This is a genomic window from Acinetobacter sp. CIP 101934 (genome assembly GCF_000369585.1).
Classification (GTDB): domain Bacteria; phylum Pseudomonadota; class Gammaproteobacteria; order Pseudomonadales; family Moraxellaceae; genus Acinetobacter; species Acinetobacter schindleri.
The window spans coordinates 2,869,729-2,886,736 of sequence record NZ_KB850094.1 but is presented as its reverse complement, the minus strand read 5'-3'; the positions used below and the strand labels follow the sequence as shown (position 1 = coordinate 2,886,736).

Sequence of the window (17,008 nt, the reverse complement as noted above, 5' to 3'; positions counted from 1 at the left end):
CTTATGTTATAACCGTTCTAGACAGAATATAAAAGTCACAAAACAAAAAAAGCCTAGTTGAAAACTAGGCTTTTTATAGGAAGGGTTTCTTATTGGAAAGAAAAACCGTCCAGATTCAGGTTATTTGCTGAAAGTGCAAGGTCTAGACTAGAAGTCTGGTAGTCCTGGTCACGTTGCTTCAGGATGTCTTTAGATACATGACCTACTGCAATTTCACGTAGAGCAACAACGGTTGGCTTGTCATTGTCCCATTCTACAGTTGGTTCAATGCCTTGACGTGCCAATTGACGCGCGCGTTTGCTTGCCACTAGTACAAGCTCAAAGCGGTTGTCTACATGGTCTAAACAATCTTCAACGGTTACGCGTGCCATAAGAATTCTCGTTTGAATAATATTTTAACAGACTGCGAAGTATAAAAGGCTTTGCCTGTAGACTCAAGTTTTAATCACTCTTCGCTTGGCGTAATTAAAGCCTGAATCAGTTTTTCATGACGATTCGCTTGTTGATGAAGTACCAATCGGTTGGCAATAATCACGGCTTCCAGATCATGCAGCGCTTTGTTGAAGTCATCATTGATAATGACATAATCAAAGTTCACATATTGCTGCATATCTTCTACCGCACAGCTCAAACGATGCTCAATCACGTCAACAGAATCTGTACCGCGGTTAGATAGACGTTGACGCAAGTCAAACTGACTCGGCGGCAAAATGAAAATTTGTTTGGATTCAGGAAATAAGCGACGGACCTGCTGTGCACCCTGCCAGTCAATCTCGAGCAGGACATCATGACCTTTGGCCAGTTGTTCTTTTACAGTCGCTTGCGCAGTACCATAATAGTTACCAAAGACTTCAGCATATTCAATAAAACCACCTTCATTGACCAGATTGAGAAAATTTTCTTTGGTAGAGAAGTGGTAATGCACACCATCGAGTTCGCCAGGTCGTTGACCGCGTGTCGTATGAGAAACAGAAACATGAAGATTGTTGACACGTTCAAGTAATGCTTTAACGAGGGATGTTTTGCCTGTTCCAGACGCAGCAGAAACGACAAACAAGAGACCCGACATGATATTTTTCCTGATATGATAAAATATCTTCTCTATTTTAGAGTAGAGCGACTTTAAACTAAATAGTTGTACGTCGATTGTTTTACATTTATTTCAATTGTTGCAGCATAAATTGAGTGAGTATTGAGGATTCTATGGAAATTGTTTTAGCCAACCCGCGTGGTTTCTGTGCCGGTGTGGATCGTGCCATTGCGATCGTGAATCGTGCCTTAGAATGTTTCAATCCACCGATCTATGTGCGTCATGAAGTCGTGCATAATAAATTTGTTGTAGATGACTTACGCCAACGCGGGGCAATTTTTGTTGATGAACTAGATGAAGTTCCTGATGATAATATTGTGATTTTTAGTGCACATGGCGTTTCTAAAGCAGTCCAGCAAGAGGCTGAACGCCGTGGTCTGAAAGTTTTTGATGCCACTTGTCCCTTGGTGACCAAGGTGCATATTGAAGTGACCAAGTATGCCCGTGAAGGCATTGAGGCGATTCTGATTGGTCATGAAGGACATCCGGAAGTTGAAGGTACCATGGGCCAATATGACAAAAAAAATGGCGGTGAAATTTATCTGGTTGAAGATGAAGAAGATGTCGCTGCTTTAACGGTACGAAATCCTGAAAAAGTCGCTTTTGTCACGCAAACTACTTTATCAATTGACGATACGGCGAAAGTGATTGATGCTCTTCGCCAGAAATTTCCGCTGATTCAAGGCCCACGTAAAGACGATATTTGCTATGCTACTCAAAATCGTCAGGATGCTGTACGTGACTTGGCTGAACGTTGTGATGTTGTGTTGGTAGTCGGATCTCCAAATTCATCAAATTCAAACCGCTTACGTGAGCTCGCTGAACGCATGGGTAAAGCTGCTTACCTGGTCGATAATGCCGATGAGCTAAAGCAGGAATGGTTTGCAGGTAAATCTCAAATTGGTGTAACTGCTGGAGCTTCAGCACCAGAAATTCTAATTAAGCAGGTCATTCAACGTTTGCAGGATTGGGGTGCACAAGCTCCTAAAGAGCTGGATGGGCGGGAAGAAAATATCACATTCAGTCTACCGAAAGAGTTGCGTATTCCAGTCACTCAAGCTTAAGATGTGACGCACTTATCACCTGATTTATAATTTTAAAAAAACAGATAACTAATTTTTGCAGTTATCTGTTTTTTTATGCCATTCATCTCTATTTGTGTGGGGTTTGTAAGTTAATTAGATAATATTTTTAATGAGGTAAAGTTTTGTTGCCTGGGGGAATAGTATGCAGAAAAAGAATGGATTCACATTAATTGAGTTGATGGTGGCGATTGCAATCCTAGGGATTATTGCAACAATTGCAGCGCCTTCTTTTGAAAATCTAATAATAAAACAAAATTTAAAATCAACTAGTTATCATATGCGAGATATATTGAAAGAAGCAAAAAGTCGAGCAATTTTAAATAGAAATGAAACGATAGTTTGTATTTCTCCTATAACAGAAAGCCAATGTAAAGGAAAATTAACTAATTCTGCTAGTTTGACGGCTTCTTTGGTGAAGGATAGCGTATTTATTATTGATATGAAAAATAAAGTGAATTTAAAAGAGTTATCTGCTGATCATATAGTTTTTACGCCTCGAGGAAATTTAAATTCTACTAAGCAAGTTATATTTTGCTCATCTGTGGGTTCCTATGTGCTGTCAATTAGCATACCTGGAATTATAGATATTTCAGAAGGAGCTGCTTGTTAATGAAAACTATTAACCATCAGGCGGGAGTTGGGCTAATGGAAGTTTTAATTTCTATGATTATTTTAGCAATAGCAATTTTAGGCTATTCTGCTTTACATATAAAAGCTACTGCTGCTACTGAAGAGTCTATAAAAAGATCTGATGCACTAATAATACTAAATGGTCTTGCTGAAAAAATTAGATTAAATCCTAATGGAGATTATAAGGAAGCAATACCAGAGGATTTGCCTGATTGTAGCAATGGATGTGATGCAGACGATCAAGCTTTATATGATTTAAAACAATATAGTGATGCGGCCTTGACTAAAGGTATTGCTGTGGGGGTGATTGATTGTTTGAATACATCAGAAAGTCAAAAAAGATTGTGCTTAATTGCTGCATGGAATGACACTGAGGCAATTACGGATGCTAAAGTGAGCTCGGAAGCTGAAACACCTGAGAATGCATGTTTAAAAACAGATGGTAAATATGTGGATGAGTCAAACTGCTTGGTGTTGGAGGCATATTAATGAAAGGTATAAACCAGCTAGGTTTTACACTTATTGAATTAATGATTGCCTTGACTTTAGGGTTAATTTTAGTTGCTGTAGCTATACAGTTATTAATTAGTGGGCAGTTGAATTATAGAATTCAGTCTTCTGCGTCTTCGCTACAAGAAAGTGGTATTTTTGGTGTGCATTATGTGACAAAAAATATTAGATTGGCGAATCACGGTAATGCAGGTGCAATGAATGATGAGTCACTTTATGGAGGAATTGTTCTAAGTAATCAAACTAGTGGATCAGCTACTCCTTTGGCAGATGGAAATTTAAAGGGATTAAAAATAGGAACATCTTTATTAAGTGGAAGTAACTTAGTTTCATCTAATTTAAATAACGATAGTGCATTTGATAGCTATTTAAAAAGTGATCAGTTGGTAATAATTTATCAAGCTCCCCAGAATATGTTTACATGCACTGGTCAAAAAGTGAAGGGACCTATTAAGACAGCTACCACTCATTCTAAAGGTTGGTATGTAATTGAAAGATATTATATAAATAAAGTTTCTGGTAAGGATGAAGCAAATTTGAATTGCTCCGATGCAATGTTTATTGCGACGGGGGAGATTGTTCCTCAAACGTATGAGTCAACCACAATTTCAGCGGTAAATACGCTTACCGGAAGCTATGCGACAAATCCGGGTGAAATGATTGCTAAAAATGTTGAGTACATGCGAGTACAGCTAATTGTCAGGAATAATAACGGCTCAACTCGTACTCTTGGAATAGATGAATATAACAATATCGCTATCACGGCTAGTGTTAAACATCGGCCAGCTGTTATAGGGATAAATTTAGGCTGGCTGGTTAGATCATCTGAAAAAGTGACAATGTCAAATAAAAACAGTTTTGTTGTTTTGGATAAAACGATAACTGCGCCAAGTGATGGTTATATGCGACATGTATATACCACTACAGTTGCTTTGCGTAATGGTGGATTAGGAGATGTTATTCAATGATAAATCGTTCTAATTACCAGACAGGTGCAACACTTATTACGGTATTAATATTATTAGTATTAATTACTATTATTGGTTTATACGCAATACGTAACAGTATTTTTAGTTTAAAAATCGCAACTAATGCACAGGTTCAAACTTTATTAATGCAAACTTCTGATGTTGCATTAGATCATCTAGAAAAAAACTTTAATACAAATGAATCAGAAAATTTAGCTGGAACTCCAGTGGGGCATGTTTTACTCGATGGTAATGAAGGTAAAGAATTACAATTGTGTTTTAAGCCAACTGAAGTAGAAGTAAATAAAAGTAAGGTAAAAAATAATTTATTTTTTAATCTAAGTGATTTTAGGATTATAGAAAGAAAAGCAAAAAATTCTATTGAAGCTAAATCGACTGCAGAATCAGGAAATATTAATGCATTTTGCGATCCAACTTCTATGTTCTCTATAAGCCGCAAGGCAATTGTAACCCAAGTTGCTGTTGTAAGTCCGGATGATCCTGCTATTGAAGTTAATCGCTTTGAATATGTCAATAAAGGCGGGGATCCAAAAGATTCTACTAATACTAATACTAAACGAGTAAGAGTCACAGTTACCTCGTTTGCTCCTGCTATGACATCAGCGAGTATTGCCGACATGAATGTATGTCTAAGAAATAGATTAATGGATGACTCATTATTAAAAAATCGTGCAGATACTACCTTAGGGCAAGTAAAGATAGAGACTTTACATGAATGTTTAAATAAATTGGGTGTTCCATTAAATACACAAGTGGCTGAGTATATTGTTCGATTAAATGAATCGAAATCAAACATTTAAATAAGGGGTAGTCATGAAAACTAAATATCAAATAATGGCCTTATCTCCTGTTCTACTTTTCGGCTGTATGAATGGGAGTTATTCCAGCGATTTAAGTATTTATCAAGGAAATAGTTCTGGTAAGACCAGTATTTTTATGATGCTAGATACCTCAGGAAGTATGGGGTGGGGTGCTGGATACGGTGGCTCGAGTATGAGTTTGCAGGATGATTACAATATATGTGTTGTAGATCGTAATGGAAACGGAGGTAGTAAAGCAGTATTAAGTGAAGATTCTACAACAACTCCCTCATATAAAAGATATTATTGCTCCGTTACTAAAAGTATTTATGATGGTTTGGATAATACTTATAAGCAGCGTGTGCGAAATGATTGTACTGTGAATGGAACAGGCTATAAATGTTATGACCGTTTAACACGTCTTAAAGATGCCATGTTTACTTTGCTAAATAGTCGAGCATTATCTGGAATTAAATTGGGGGCAGGTTATTATTCATACGAAGGTAAAGGGCAAAAAGGTATTGTTTCTATACCGGCAAAAGCGATGAGTGATCCTACTCATGTTACAGATTTAAAAAATTTTGTTGCCGGTTTAAAAGCAACTGGGGGTACGCCAACGGCTGCCGCGTATGCAGAAGCTGGCGCTTATATGATGGGTACTAAGACCAGTGGTATAACTACTGAAGAAGTACCTGTTTATAAAGATATGTATGCTTATACACCAGGTATTATTGGGCTTGGGGCTGGTTGGAAAGAATGTACAAGTTGGCCAAATCCTAAAAAAAACACCCCTTCTCTTAGTGAAAATGGATACTACTATTGGCCATGTGAAAACGGTACATTTTTGGGTTCTGAATTGATAACATGGAGTGATGGAGGGGCTCAAAGTGTAAAAGATCTAGAACAAAAAGAATATGTAGTAACACGTTATACGGGGTGGTTTGATTCTGCTGTATACGCTAAAAAAACAGATAGTACTTACACGATAACAAATGGTACAGACTCTATTTATAGTGGTTATTTAAATACGGGTAAATATATCTCAGGTGTAGGAAATTATTCTACTTCAACAGCACACAACACTTATTCTACTCTTGCTGATATTAAGAACTCTTCGAATTATATAAGTCCTGCTGTCGCTAATTCAACTTGTAGTGGCAATGGGATTTATTTCCTTACCGATGGTTATCCAAATGGTACAGAACCCAAAGCTATCAGAAACTTGATGAATCTAACACTCAAAAAGAGTGATGGTACTAATGCTATAAGTATGGCAAACAATTGTAGTTCCAGTCTTTCATCAACTGGGTCATCGGATCGAAATAATTCAGCTTGGGAATGTATTGGTGAGTACTCAAAAGCACTCATGAATAAAAGTAATCCGCAAGGAGTGCAAATTCAAACTGCTGTGATCGGCTTCGGGAGTTCTTTTGCTGGTATTCCGAAAAATGCAGATGGGACTTATAATTGCAATGCGCCAGGACTTTCCAAAGATATTCAAAACTCCTGTTTATGGGGAACTTCTGATTATGGGACTGGCGGTTTTTATCAGGCATCAAATTCAGAAGATATCATTAGTAGCATGACGCAATTCCTAAGCGGGTTGGAGGTGGAGTTTAAACCATCTAACCTTGGAGTCATAAGTATACCTAAAGACCCTCTTGATCAAACGAAGGCCATGAATACTGGTTTCTTCCCGATGTTGCAGCCATTACAAGACTCTACACGAGCCACCTGGTTAGGAAATCTGAAAAAGTACTATGTTTATAATGGAACATTAAGTGACAGTGAGACTGGTGGAAATACACTTTACACTTCTTCTCAAGAAATTAATCCTTTAGCAAAAGACTTATGGTCAACTACGACAGGTGATAATAGTCCAATAAATATAGGTGGAGCATGGAATAAAATCCCTGTTCCATCTTCACGCTTGATAGCTAATGATGCTATAAGTAATATAAATAGCAACCGTAATGTCTATGTGCTATCAAATGGGAATGTCAAGAAAGTTACTAAAGATAATCTTGCTGAGGATATTCCTGATAGTGACAAAATAGGAACAGAAAGTTATTTTTCTATAACTACTCGTAAATCCTTACTTAAGTATCTAGGGTATCAAGCTGAACCAGCAAATTTAAATAAAGCAACCTTGAACGCTATAGCACATCCTACAGATCCTTATCGCTTTTTAGGAGGGGTGATACATTCAAAACCATTAGTTGTCACTAAGTCATCAGATATCAATATTTTAAATAATAAAGTCACTAGTAGGGATGAATATGTAATTTATGGTTCAATTGAAGGTGGTTTACATATTGTTGATGCTATCAGTGGTAAGGAACAATCCGTCTTTATACCCAAAGAAATATTAGTAAATCAGCCTGAAACATTAGCTAGTGAAAATGCAATATCTGAAAATGGTATTAAATATGGCGTGGATGCTCCTTGGACAGCTGATAATACCTTTAAGGTTACTACTGTAACTAGTGGGGCAGTAACTACTGCGAAATATGAAGCAGATAAAATGAATATTTATGGTGGATTACGAATGGGTGGAGAGGCTCTCTATGGGCTGAATATAAGTACACCTTCTGCACCATCTTTATTATTTCATAATACTCCGGCTAAACCAGGTTTTTCGCGTATGGCACAAATCTGGTCTAAACCTACAATTGCCAATGTACGGGTTAAAGGGGAGAAGAAAAGAGTATTAATTTTTGGTGGAGGATATGATCAGTCTATTTATGAGAAACCTGCAAGTAGTTATGTTGAACCTACCACCTCTACGAGAGGGAACGCATTATATATTGTAGATGCAAGCAATGGTTCTTTACTCTGGATGACAAGTGCAGATACTTCAGACATTACTCAAAGTCATAAATATACACAGAATTCTGATATTCGTTATAGTGTTGTGGGTCAACCTACTGTATTGGACTATGATGCAGATGGTTTAACTGATGTTATCTATTTTGCAGATTTAGGTGGGCAAATATTCAGAGTCGATTTAAATAATGCGAACCAAATCTCTACAAAAGTAGATAGCAATTTAGCAGTTCGTGTTCAGACTATTGCAAACCTACAGACAGGAAGCGGTTCCACACTATTTGTTCCTCGTTTCTATGAGCGTTTGTCTGTGGCTGTATTTGATGAAGGGCAAGAGCGATTTGTATTGTTGACAGCAGGATCAGGTAATCGAAGTTTCCCACTTGAAGAAGAGAAAGCAAAAAATAAGGTTTACGGTATTATCGACCGAGATGTAGTTAGCAATACTTTAGCGACTAATTATACCCCTTCTGCAATTATTAAATATGATGATCTAGCCAAATCAGGTGTACTTGGGAAAACTGATACCACACAGATTAGTTCAGATAATATTGCAAGTATCAAAAATAAAATGTTAAAGGGGTGGGCATTTGAATTGAGATCTATCGACTCTGGTAATTATGCAAGAGCATATGAGGAATCAGATCTTAAAGGGAACGATCTATATGTTTCCTTGTATGATCCAAAAGCTACTGCTACTGGGGGAGTAGCAAATAGTTGTACTGGTGGGGTAAGAGGTCTTTCAACGATTTATCGTATATGTATGCCTTATGGAGAGTGTGCTGCTTATTTGAAAAAAGATTATCTAGGAATTGTAGGCCCAAATTTTGGTCCTACTTCTAATGATCCCCGAAAACAAATATTAGTAAATCCTAATCCTGAAACTAAGGAGATGTGTGTGGGTAATTGTAATAATAACAATACAGTGCCTACTGAGCAAAAGACTTATACCTATAGTCAATATAGAAAAATTAAACCTGTACGTTGGTTTGAATGGTGAGGAAGATAACGATGATCAAACCTCAAATTAAAAATACAGGTTTTACTTTAATTGAGTTGATGATTGTAGTAGTGATTGTTGCAGTTTTTGCAGCAATCGCTATTCCAAGCTATGAAATTTACATCGCGAGAGCGAATAAATCAAAGGCACAGTCAGAAATGCTTAAAATTGCTGAGCGTTTAGAAAATTACAAAGGAAAGCAATTAAGTTATGCTGGTTATATTCCGGAGCATCAGACCTCAACAAAAGGAGAGGTCAATATTCCATATGATTCTGCAAGTAACTACAACTATCAAATCAAGATTGTTGATATTAACGATTCAACTAAGGCCTTAGAAGACTCTACAATTGGGCAGGGCTGGAAAATGATTGCTATTCCCAATCAAACTAGAGGTAGTGCGCTTAGAAATTCTGAATATCTTTTATTGGATTCTAGAGGAATAAAGTGTATGACTAAAGATTCGTTGGGTATTACTAGTACGAATTGTGGTGCAAATACCAAGGAATGGAAATAATAATGAGTAAGATTAAGGGCTTTACACTTGTTGAAGTTATGATTGTTGTGGCAGTTTTAGCTATTCTGGCTTCTGTGGCTTATCCATCTTATCAAAGTTATGTAAAACAAAAAAATCGTATGGAAACTCAAAGTACGATGATGGAAATAGCACAAAAACTACAATCTTATAAATTAGCAAATGGAGATTATGGAAAAAATAATACAACTCTGGGTTATGCAGCTAATCCACTTACTAATCCTGAGGTGTATGGCAAAACAGTTTCACCTAGAACTGGATCGGCTTATTATAATTTAACTATAACAAATGCTCCTGATTCATCATGGACATTAACAGCTACTCCTATAACCACAGGTATTCAAAAAAATGATGGTGCATTAACTCTAACTCATAATGGTACGCAATGTTGGTATAAAGGTAAAGACGATGCTACAGGTACGTGTTTGAGTTGGACAGATAAGTAAATTCAAAATTGTGGATAACCAACTTTTGATCTTTCATTCAGGGCAAAATTCACGTAAAATACTGCCCTCTATGAAAGGGGTTTGAAATGTATCGATGGTCGATGCAGGGATAATCCGTAAAAACTATAAGGTTGTATCATGGTAGTTATTCGTCTTACTCGTGGTGGTGCTAAAAAACGTCCGTTCTATCAAATCATTGTGACTGATAGCCGTAATGCACGTGACGGTCGTTTCATCGAACGTATCGGTTTCTTCAACCCTACAGCTCAAGGTAAAGCAGAAAAACTTCGTTTAGATGCTGACCGTTTTGCTCACTGGGTATCTCAAGGCGCGCAGCCTTCTGATCGTGTTGCTTCTTTAGCTGCTCAAGCTAAGAAAGCTGCAGCTGCTGTTTAATACGGTAGTAGCTAGCCCATGACACCAACACAGAATGTTCCCGAAGATCGTATTCAGATTGGACAGCTACGTTCAGCATATGGATTGAATGGGTGGCTCTGGGTCTATTCCAATACAGAACCTATGAGCAACATATTTGACTATCTGCCTTGGTACATTGAGACCAAAGCAGGTTGGCAAATTGTTGATGTAAAACGTTGGAAACCGCATGGCAAAGGCTTAGTTGTTTCGCTTAAAGGTGTGAGTGATCGCACTGGCGCAGACGAACTGGTTGGTGCAAATATCTGGATTTCAAAAGCTCAACTACCTCAAGCAGGTGTGGACGAGTATTACTGGTCTGATTTAAAAGGTCTAACAGTGTTAGGTTTAGATGATAAAGAACAGGAAATTAACCTCGGTCAAATCCATGAAATGTTTGAGACAGGCGCTAACGATGTCATGGTGGTTCGCGCAACCCCTGATAGCATTGATGGCGAAGAGCGCATGATTCCATGGCATAAAGATGTGGTACAACGCGTTGATCTCGAAGCGGGTCGTATCTATGTCAATTGGGGCGTAGACTACTAACATTTTTGGAAACACGGGAGTCTGCGATGTTTTTTGCAGTCATTACGCTTTTTCCTGAAATGTTTGAAGCGATTACACGTTTCGGTATTAGCGGGCGCGCAGCACAACGTGATTTGATGCAAATTCATTGCATCAATCCACGCGAATTTGCTGAAGGGAATTACAAACGGGTGGATGAACGTCCATTTGGTGGTGGTCCCGGTATGGTGATGATGGCTGAGCCATTAGCGAAAGCAATTCATCGTGCCAAAGAGCTTGCAACGCAAGCGGGTGCAGTTCATGTTCCTGTGGTGTATATGTCACCGCAAGGAAAAACCTTAAATGAACCTGCGGTACAGGACTTCGTTAAATATGACGGACTAATTGTATTGTGCGGACGTTATGAAGGTGTCGATGAGCGTTTGATCCAGAAATATGTTGATCAGGAATGGTCGATTGGAGATTACGTATTGTCGGGTGGTGAACTCCCTGCGATGGTTTTATTGGACAGTATTATCCGGAGACTTCCGGGTGCGATGTCGGATGAACAATCCCATGTGCAAGACTCATTTGTGGATGGTCTGTTAGATTGCCCACAATATACCAAGCCAGACCATTTTGAAGGTATGGATGTGCCAGATATTTTAAAATCGGGACATCATGCCAATATTGAAAAATGGCGTTTTTTGCAGCGTTATCAGCGTACGCTTGAACGTCGACCTGAATTGGTCGAACAAGTCGAACTGACAAAGCAACAAAAAAAATGGCTAAAAGATTTGCAAGGAAATAGATCTTAATTTATTCTCCGAGCGCAAAAGGCAAGAAGCTTCGCTTTTTTGCCACACTTAAATAGACTCTTTATGCATTGAAGCGGTCAAGCATAAAGGGAAAGTCAATCGGGTCTATGCGCTTTAGCCTCTAGCCCCAGTGGATATCAGACCTCTTCTGATCCACAATATTGGAGATACCCCATGAGCGGTAAGCATCCTTTAGTTCAAGCTGTTGAAAATGCTCAGCTTAAACAAGACATCCCAGCTTTTGCACCAGGTGACACAGTAGTTGTCCAAGTAAAAGTAAAAGAAGGCGACCGTGAACGTCTACAGGCGTTTGAAGGCGTTGTAATCGCTAAGAAAAACCGTGGTCTGAACTCTGCGTTTACCGTACGTAAAATTTCTAGCGGTGTTGGCGTTGAGCGTGTATTCCAAACTCACTCTCCAATCGTTGCTAAGATTGAAGTGAAACGTCGTGGTGACGTTCGTCGTGCTAAACTTTACTACCTACGTGAACTTTCTGGTAAAGCTGCACGTATTCGTGAAAAGTTGCCAGCTCGTAAACAAGGTTAATTTTAGCCTTGCTTTAAAGCATAAAAAAATGCGCCTCTTGGCGCATTTTTTTATGCTTGAATTTTATAGCCCTTGCAACTTTAAACGATTGGCATGTTGGCGGTAGACATTGACAGGATCCGGTGCAAAAGTCCCTTTGATGCCAAACATCAGGTTAATTTCATCTAAATGATTCCATGGAAAATCATTACGGATAGTTTTACCAAATTTTGCATTACACACTGATACGATGCCATCATTGGCAGCTTCTTTTATAGGCAGATAATCTATTTAAGGCTTTCATGGCCACATCACTGATATTTAAAGTATTGGTTGCAGGCTTATTACCGGTGATTGAATATAGTGCTCTTGATATTTTCCTTCACCATATTTCTTTAAAGATAGTCCCGTATTAAAAAGTTAGTTAAATTCGACTGTTCCTTCAGAGGTATTATGACCGGCTGCCAATGCATTGTGTGGGAACGCTTTCCCATCTAGCTCTTGTGCCCACATTAGTACATTTCCGAAGATATTAATCAGTACATTCAGTAGTTCAGCAGTACCTGTGCTATTTGCTAGTTTCATAATATCAGATGCGACAACTGTTCCCTGATTGGCACCGCCTACCGTTAGTGCAGATGCAATTTTTTAGGCATCACACCCGCAGCATAACGTACTGCATGTGCACCATGACTATGCCCAATTAAATTAAGTTTTTTCGTACTTCTAATGGCTAGGACTTTATGAAGTTGAGCCACATATTGCTCGCCACGTAATTCGCTTAAATGGGGACATACGTATTGCAAAAGCGGTGGAACCATTTCGTGCCAAATCAGGCAGGATTTGATATCAATAATCCATTGCTAAATTTTCTGTTGCTAAGCGATTAAAGCCGAGAAGTCCATGTGCAAAGACAATCGGATATTGGGTTTTTGCATAGCTTGATATGATGAATTTTGTTTCTGCCTGTTGGAGATGAGATGTGTTGGTTTGAACATTAAAGGTTAATGTCATGGCTAACAGCATCAATGCAATATTAAGTTTTATAAAATTCAATTTTAAGAAGATATGAGAAAGCCCTACTCATGTTGATTAGGGCTGATCATACAAATTGCTTTATAAGCCTTGTAGTTTTAACCGATTGGCATGTTGACGGTAAACATCCACTGGATCTGGAGCAAACAGGTTTTTCAAGCCAAGCACCATATTCACTTCATCCAGATGGTTCCAGTTGTAATTATCACGAATGGTTTTACCGAACTTGGCGCTACAGCGTGATACCAGCCCATCATTTTCTTTGCCACCATCAATGAGCAGGGCAGTGACTTTAAGTGCTGAATCAGGATCAAGCAGGTTCGTGACTTGACCAACACCTGTGAATGAATAGTTGTAAATGCCTTTCTGTTGATAGGCACCTTCACCACAAGCTGTAGTTGGCATACCAATTGGATATTTCTGATTAAATTTCGCAGATCCTGCCAAGGTTAGACTGCTACCACCCGCCAGAGAGTCATGTGGGAAACTGTTTGGATCCAGACCTTGTGCCCAAGTAATGGCTTTAGATACCAGATTGATTCCTCCCACTAAAGGACCTTGTACAGGTGTTCCTTCTGCTTGCAGGATCAGGTCTGCAACAGGGGAACCTTTATGTGGTGCGCCGACTGAAGTCAGAGAAGCAACTAGCGCCGGTGCTACACCTGCGACATAGCGAATGGTTGGACCGCCGTGAGAATGACCAATCAAGTTGACTTTTTCTGCACCGGTAATCGCCAGAATTTCTTCAACTTGATGTTGAAGTTGTTCACCGCGGATTTCGGAGGAATTGAATGGTGAAACACGGGTTGCCCAGACATTGGCACCGTTACGCGCCAGATCTGGCAGAATCTGGTACCAGTAATCTAAGCCAAACTGATCGGTACCAATCCGAATAAAGCCCGCCATGCCATGTGCAAAAACAATTGGATATTTGGTTTTCGCATAGCTGGAACTGGCTTTTGCAGTGACCTGACTGGCTTGGGTGGATGCCTGAGTACTGAGACATGTACCCACTAGCAGTAGACCAGTGATTAACACTCCACATTTCATCATATTTTCCTCACTTTGTTGTTTTAACCGGATGATCCTCATCCTGTTGTGCAAAGTTCCCTTATCGCAGGAACTCAGTTTTCTATGCTGTTACGGTTATAAAGGTACTACTTGATTAAAAAATAAGGGTCAGCCAATCGGGAAACCCACAGCAAAAACTTAAGTGATCTATTATTTTTCCATTACAGCTTTTAGATCACGGATAAGCCAAATAAAAAAGAATCAGAAAAAAAGCCTATATTTCACTGGAAATATAGGCACTCGCGTTATAAGCCCTGTAATTTGAGTCGGTTGGCGTGCTGACGATAGAGCGCAACTGGATCTGGTGCAAACATTCCTTTCAGACCAAACATCATATTGGCCAGATCAGTATGGTTAAGTTTGTACTGGTCATGGATGACTTTACCCATGAACGCGCTACAACGTGACACCATGCCATCATTGTCTTTATTGCCATATGATAAAGGACTTAACTGCATCAGGATCGTATCAATATCCAGAGCATTGGTAGCTTGGGCTACGCCTGTCCAGGAATAGTAATGAATGCCTTTGCTGTCTTTCTGTTTTAAATTTTTATTACAGTTTTCGTTCGAAGCCAGTACACCATCTTTCACCATTTGCTGTGCCACGGTGGCATTAAAGGTATTCGAACCGGTCTGGGTCAGAGATTTCATGGAGGCATCAAAATCAATTTCCAGTTCCGGCTTCAACTGACCGAGTGCAATCAAAGGCCCAACAATATAATCACCTAGAATGTTGAAGGCAGTACGGCTCAGGCTATTGTTCTGGATATCATCTGCAACTTTGGAACCGTGGTAGGTGCCTGCCACGCCGGTAATCGAAGCGATATACTGCGGTTGGGTCGCTGCAACATAGAGTACCGTCGGCCCACCATGGGAATGACCAATCAAGTTCAGTTTTTTCTTGCCGGTAATGGCCAGAACATCTTCAACCTGATGAATCAGTTGTTCACCGCGGTGCATCGTTGTGTTTGCCGGAGACAATTGTGCAGCAAATACGGTCGAGCCATTACGAGCCATATCCGGCAGAATCTGATACCAGTAATCCAGTCCGATACTATCGGTACCAATGCGTGACCAGCCTAGCCAGCCATGTACCATCAAGATCGGATATTTGGTTTTGGCATAATCGGACTTGGTCTTTTCGATGACTTGTGTGGCACTTGCCGCTGCCTGGGTTTGTGCAGCAAAGCTTAAGCCCAAAGCCGCTGCTAAAGTCACAGTCAGTAACTGTGCTGTCTTGTTGAAAGTACGCATAACCGTCCCTTTTTAATTTTATCGTTATTCAAGCAATCATTGCTTTTCTAGAGTGATGTAGCCCACACCATCAGACGTTTTAAAATAAAATACAGTCTTAGCCTTGAGTGGCCGAGCCATTTTTCTTTGTAAGTAGCGGTATTTTTTCATTTTAGCTGTCTAAAACCATGTCATTTGGGGACATGTTTGACAGAAGGAAGTTTAATTTTAAGTGTATGTTTTATATGCACATGTATTTAAATAAAAAGTCTTTGAAATATTTATAATTTGCTTAAGTAAATTTATGTAAGAGAAAATATTTTGAAACAATCATAGAAGTAGCTCCTTGAAGTTCAAATACAAAATTGTCCAAATGGCAGTGATAAAAAAGCCATCAACAGGTGATGGCTTTTAGGCTTAATCTGCGAAGGGTAGCTTACCTCCCTGATCATGTACCTGTTCAAAAGTTTCTACACGTAGACGTTCTTCCGGTTTTTTGAAATGCTGCGCACGTAGCTCTTGAACTGCTTTTTGCTTGGCACTGTCATTCAGGCCGCTTTGCATAATGCTATCACGCTCATTTAAATAGCTGGTCACACTGGACTTCCAGCTCGTGCGTTTACTATCCAGATTTTCCAGACGCTGTGTGGCTTCAGGACCCACCAGATTTAAACGCATCTGGCGGATTTCTTCAGTCGAGCCACCACGCGCTTTAATATCTGCGGTCAGTTTGCGTAGATCTTCTAGCTTATTGAGCTGCTCCAGATTTTCCTGCCAATCTTCTGGAAGCTGCTGAAACAGTTCTTTCAGTTTCTGTGCTTTTTCAGCTTCACTTAAGTTCTTATCTGCCAGAACTGCCATACGATCCAGCGTATATTCATGATAAGTATCTTCGGTACCAAACAGTCCTTCAATTTCATAATTAGAGAAAAATCGTTTACGCAGATTCTGGGTACTGGTATAGATACTGCGGTAATAGGCAGGATCTTCCTGATTCAGACCGGCAGGTGGGGTTATTTCACCAAGACTCTGACGATACTGCATATAGCGATCCCATAGATCCAGAATCTGGGACAGGGCGGGTTCTTTGTGGTTCTGAGAAATATAGGTCTTAAAGTCCTGCTGAATCTGTTCAATAGTTTTTTCACCGTACTGGGTAATGAAATATTCAAAACAGTTGCGGGTCTGTTCATTCACGATCAGGCGATTACTGCTATCCAGCTGCATCTGACAGTTGATTTCGGTATCCTGCTGGCTGGCGCTGGCAAAAAAAGTATTGTTCTGGGCACTGACATTCAGGGCGTTTGCTTCCCTATCTAGTATGGCTGGCTGAGCGCTACCTGGTTCATTCGAAGTCTGCTTTTCATCCTGAGGGGAAAGCCACAGTAACAGCGTGACCAGACACAGGATCACTAAAGCAACAATGATCCATATTTTATATTTCTGCATGTCCTATGCACCTTTATTTTGTTTTTCTTCAATTATTATCAAGAA

General features: G+C 39.4%; 21 protein-coding genes. 12 read left to right on the top strand and 9 right to left on the bottom strand.

Annotated elements, in window-relative coordinates; genetic code table 11:
- Nucleotides 1-89 precede the first annotated feature (89 nt).
- Nucleotides 90-371, bottom strand: coding sequence for a DNA-directed RNA polymerase subunit omega (gene rpoZ, locus F899_RS14065; RefSeq protein WP_004896248.1), 282 nt, complete (start codon nucleotides 369-371; stop codon nucleotides 90-92).
- 74 nt (nucleotides 372-445) lie between these two features.
- On the bottom strand, nucleotides 446-1,069 hold the full coding sequence (gene gmk / locus F899_RS14060) for a guanylate kinase (protein WP_005223438.1): 624 nt from the start codon (nucleotides 1,067-1,069) through the stop codon (nucleotides 446-448).
- Between the two features lie 134 nt (nucleotides 1,070-1,203).
- Between gmk and ispH the strand changes: the two genes are divergently transcribed.
- The 12 genes from ispH to rplS all read left to right on the top strand — a co-directional run bounded on the left by ispH (nucleotide 1,204) and on the right by rplS (nucleotide 12,194).
- Complete coding sequence (gene ispH / locus F899_RS14055) at nucleotides 1,204-2,154, top strand: 4-hydroxy-3-methylbut-2-enyl diphosphate reductase (protein ID WP_005223437.1); 951 nt, start codon at nucleotides 1,204-1,206, stop codon at nucleotides 2,152-2,154.
- Nucleotides 2,155-2,317: 163 nt separating this feature from the next.
- Nucleotides 2,318-2,785, top strand: a complete 468-nt coding sequence (locus F899_RS16015) for a prepilin-type N-terminal cleavage/methylation domain-containing protein (protein ID WP_005223436.1) — start codon at nucleotides 2,318-2,320, stop codon at nucleotides 2,783-2,785.
- Nucleotides 2,785-3,294, top strand: a complete 510-nt coding sequence (locus F899_RS14045) for a prepilin-type N-terminal cleavage/methylation domain-containing protein (RefSeq protein WP_005223435.1) — start codon at nucleotides 2,785-2,787, stop codon at nucleotides 3,292-3,294. The genes F899_RS16015 and F899_RS14045 overlap by 1 nt, the downstream gene beginning before the upstream one ends.
- On the top strand, nucleotides 3,294-4,283 hold the full coding sequence (locus tag F899_RS14040; RefSeq protein WP_005223434.1) for a PilW family protein: 990 nt from the start codon (nucleotides 3,294-3,296) through the stop codon (nucleotides 4,281-4,283). The genes F899_RS14045 and F899_RS14040 overlap by 1 nt, the downstream gene beginning before the upstream one ends.
- Nucleotides 4,280-5,104 carry a hypothetical protein gene (locus F899_RS14035; RefSeq protein ID WP_004809945.1) on the top strand — a complete coding sequence of 275 codons (825 nt, stop codon included), beginning with the start codon at nucleotides 4,280-4,282 and terminating at the stop codon, nucleotides 5,102-5,104. The genes F899_RS14040 and F899_RS14035 overlap by 4 nt, the downstream gene beginning before the upstream one ends.
- A 13-nt stretch (nucleotides 5,105-5,117) precedes the next feature.
- Nucleotides 5,118-8,930: a pilus assembly protein gene (locus F899_RS14030; RefSeq protein ID WP_005223433.1), complete on the top strand. Its 3,813-nt coding sequence runs from the start codon at nucleotides 5,118-5,120 to the stop codon at nucleotides 8,928-8,930.
- Between the two features lie 11 nt (nucleotides 8,931-8,941).
- Entirely contained in the window at nucleotides 8,942-9,445 is a 504-nt protein-coding gene (locus F899_RS14025; RefSeq protein WP_005223432.1) for a type IV pilin protein, read from the top strand.
- A gap of 2 nt (nucleotides 9,446-9,447) precedes the next feature.
- A complete protein-coding gene (locus F899_RS14020; RefSeq protein WP_004809942.1) occupies nucleotides 9,448-9,909 on the top strand; it encodes a type IV pilin protein in 462 nt (153 codons plus the stop codon).
- 138 nt (nucleotides 9,910-10,047) lie between these two features.
- Complete coding sequence (gene rpsP, locus F899_RS14015; protein ID WP_005223431.1) at nucleotides 10,048-10,305, top strand: 30S ribosomal protein S16; 258 nt, start codon at nucleotides 10,048-10,050, stop codon at nucleotides 10,303-10,305.
- 18 nt (nucleotides 10,306-10,323) lie between these two features.
- A complete protein-coding gene (gene rimM, locus F899_RS14010) occupies nucleotides 10,324-10,872 on the top strand; it encodes a ribosome maturation factor RimM (protein ID WP_005223430.1) in 549 nt (182 codons plus the stop codon).
- Between the two features lie 26 nt (nucleotides 10,873-10,898).
- A complete protein-coding gene (trmD, locus tag F899_RS14005; protein WP_005223429.1) occupies nucleotides 10,899-11,648 on the top strand; it encodes a tRNA (guanosine(37)-N1)-methyltransferase TrmD in 750 nt (249 codons plus the stop codon).
- A 174-nt stretch (nucleotides 11,649-11,822) separates the two neighbouring features.
- Nucleotides 11,823-12,194 carry a 50S ribosomal protein L19 gene (rplS, locus tag F899_RS14000; RefSeq protein ID WP_004787066.1) on the top strand — a complete coding sequence of 124 codons (372 nt, stop codon included), beginning with the start codon at nucleotides 11,823-11,825 and terminating at the stop codon, nucleotides 12,192-12,194.
- A gap of 63 nt (nucleotides 12,195-12,257) precedes the next feature.
- Here the strand turns inward: rplS and F899_RS15860 are convergent, their stop codons facing one another.
- The 7 genes from F899_RS15860 to F899_RS13980 form a co-directional block, all read right to left on the bottom strand.
- Nucleotides 12,258-12,416 (bottom strand): hypothetical protein, encoded by a 159-nt coding sequence (locus tag F899_RS15860; protein ID WP_228127804.1) that lies wholly within the window; start codon nucleotides 12,414-12,416, stop codon nucleotides 12,258-12,260.
- 177 nt (nucleotides 12,417-12,593) lie between these two features.
- Nucleotides 12,594-12,758, bottom strand: a complete 165-nt coding sequence (locus tag F899_RS15855) for a hypothetical protein (RefSeq protein ID WP_005223427.1) — start codon at nucleotides 12,756-12,758, stop codon at nucleotides 12,594-12,596.
- 44 nt (nucleotides 12,759-12,802) lie between these two features.
- The gene (locus F899_RS13995) at nucleotides 12,803-12,994 is read right to left on the bottom strand and encodes a lipase family protein (protein WP_004896215.1); all 192 of its coding nucleotides are present in this window, start codon (nucleotides 12,992-12,994) and stop codon (nucleotides 12,803-12,805) included.
- Nucleotides 12,995-13,022: 28 nt separating this feature from the next.
- Nucleotides 13,023-13,187: a hypothetical protein gene (locus F899_RS15695; RefSeq protein ID WP_167539044.1), complete on the bottom strand. Its 165-nt coding sequence runs from the start codon at nucleotides 13,185-13,187 to the stop codon at nucleotides 13,023-13,025.
- A gap of 102 nt (nucleotides 13,188-13,289) precedes the next feature.
- On the bottom strand, nucleotides 13,290-14,258 hold the full coding sequence (locus F899_RS13990) for an esterase/lipase family protein (protein ID WP_005223425.1): 969 nt from the start codon (nucleotides 14,256-14,258) through the stop codon (nucleotides 13,290-13,292).
- Between the two features lie 266 nt (nucleotides 14,259-14,524).
- Complete coding sequence (locus F899_RS13985; protein ID WP_004896212.1) at nucleotides 14,525-15,535, bottom strand: lipase family alpha/beta hydrolase; 1,011 nt, start codon at nucleotides 15,533-15,535, stop codon at nucleotides 14,525-14,527.
- 396 nt (nucleotides 15,536-15,931) lie between these two features.
- Nucleotides 15,932-16,963: a lipase secretion chaperone gene (locus tag F899_RS13980; protein ID WP_004896211.1), complete on the bottom strand. Its 1,032-nt coding sequence runs from the start codon at nucleotides 16,961-16,963 to the stop codon at nucleotides 15,932-15,934.
- Between the last annotated feature and the right edge of the window lie 45 nt (nucleotides 16,964-17,008).

Coding starts and splice junctions, on each gene's coding strand:
- rpoZ (WP_004896248.1), bottom strand. CDS start 371: ATGGCACGCGTAACCGTTGAAGATTGTTTAGACCATGTAGACAACCGC.
- gmk (WP_005223438.1), bottom strand. CDS start 1,069: ATGTCGGGTCTCTTGTTTGTCGTTTCTGCTGCGTCTGGAACAGGCAAA.
- ispH (WP_005223437.1), top strand. CDS start 1,204: ATGGAAATTGTTTTAGCCAACCCGCGTGGTTTCTGTGCCGGTGTGGAT.
- F899_RS16015 (WP_005223436.1), top strand. CDS start 2,318: ATGCAGAAAAAGAATGGATTCACATTAATTGAGTTGATGGTGGCGATT.
- F899_RS14045 (WP_005223435.1), top strand. CDS start 2,785: ATGAAAACTATTAACCATCAGGCGGGAGTTGGGCTAATGGAAGTTTTA.
- F899_RS14040 (WP_005223434.1), top strand. CDS start 3,294: ATGAAAGGTATAAACCAGCTAGGTTTTACACTTATTGAATTAATGATT.
- F899_RS14035 (WP_004809945.1), top strand. CDS start 4,280: ATGATAAATCGTTCTAATTACCAGACAGGTGCAACACTTATTACGGTA.
- F899_RS14030 (WP_005223433.1), top strand. CDS start 5,118: ATGAAAACTAAATATCAAATAATGGCCTTATCTCCTGTTCTACTTTTC.
- F899_RS14025 (WP_005223432.1), top strand. CDS start 8,942: ATGATCAAACCTCAAATTAAAAATACAGGTTTTACTTTAATTGAGTTG.
- F899_RS14020 (WP_004809942.1), top strand. CDS start 9,448: ATGAGTAAGATTAAGGGCTTTACACTTGTTGAAGTTATGATTGTTGTG.
- rpsP (WP_005223431.1), top strand. CDS start 10,048: ATGGTAGTTATTCGTCTTACTCGTGGTGGTGCTAAAAAACGTCCGTTC.
- rimM (WP_005223430.1), top strand. CDS start 10,324: ATGACACCAACACAGAATGTTCCCGAAGATCGTATTCAGATTGGACAG.
- trmD (WP_005223429.1), top strand. CDS start 10,899: ATGTTTTTTGCAGTCATTACGCTTTTTCCTGAAATGTTTGAAGCGATT.
- rplS (WP_004787066.1), top strand. CDS start 11,823: ATGAGCGGTAAGCATCCTTTAGTTCAAGCTGTTGAAAATGCTCAGCTT.
- F899_RS15855 (WP_005223427.1), bottom strand. CDS start 12,758: ATGAAACTAGCAAATAGCACAGGTACTGCTGAACTACTGAATGTACTG.
- F899_RS13995 (WP_004896215.1), bottom strand. CDS start 12,994: ATGGTTCCACCGCTTTTGCAATACGTATGTCCCCATTTAAGCGAATTA.
- F899_RS15695 (WP_167539044.1), bottom strand. CDS start 13,187: ATGACATTAACCTTTAATGTTCAAACCAACACATCTCATCTCCAACAG.
- F899_RS13990 (WP_005223425.1), bottom strand. CDS start 14,258: ATGAAATGTGGAGTGTTAATCACTGGTCTACTGCTAGTGGGTACATGT.
- F899_RS13985 (WP_004896212.1), bottom strand. CDS start 15,535: ATGCGTACTTTCAACAAGACAGCACAGTTACTGACTGTGACTTTAGCA.
- F899_RS13980 (WP_004896211.1), bottom strand. CDS start 16,963: ATGCAGAAATATAAAATATGGATCATTGTTGCTTTAGTGATCCTGTGT.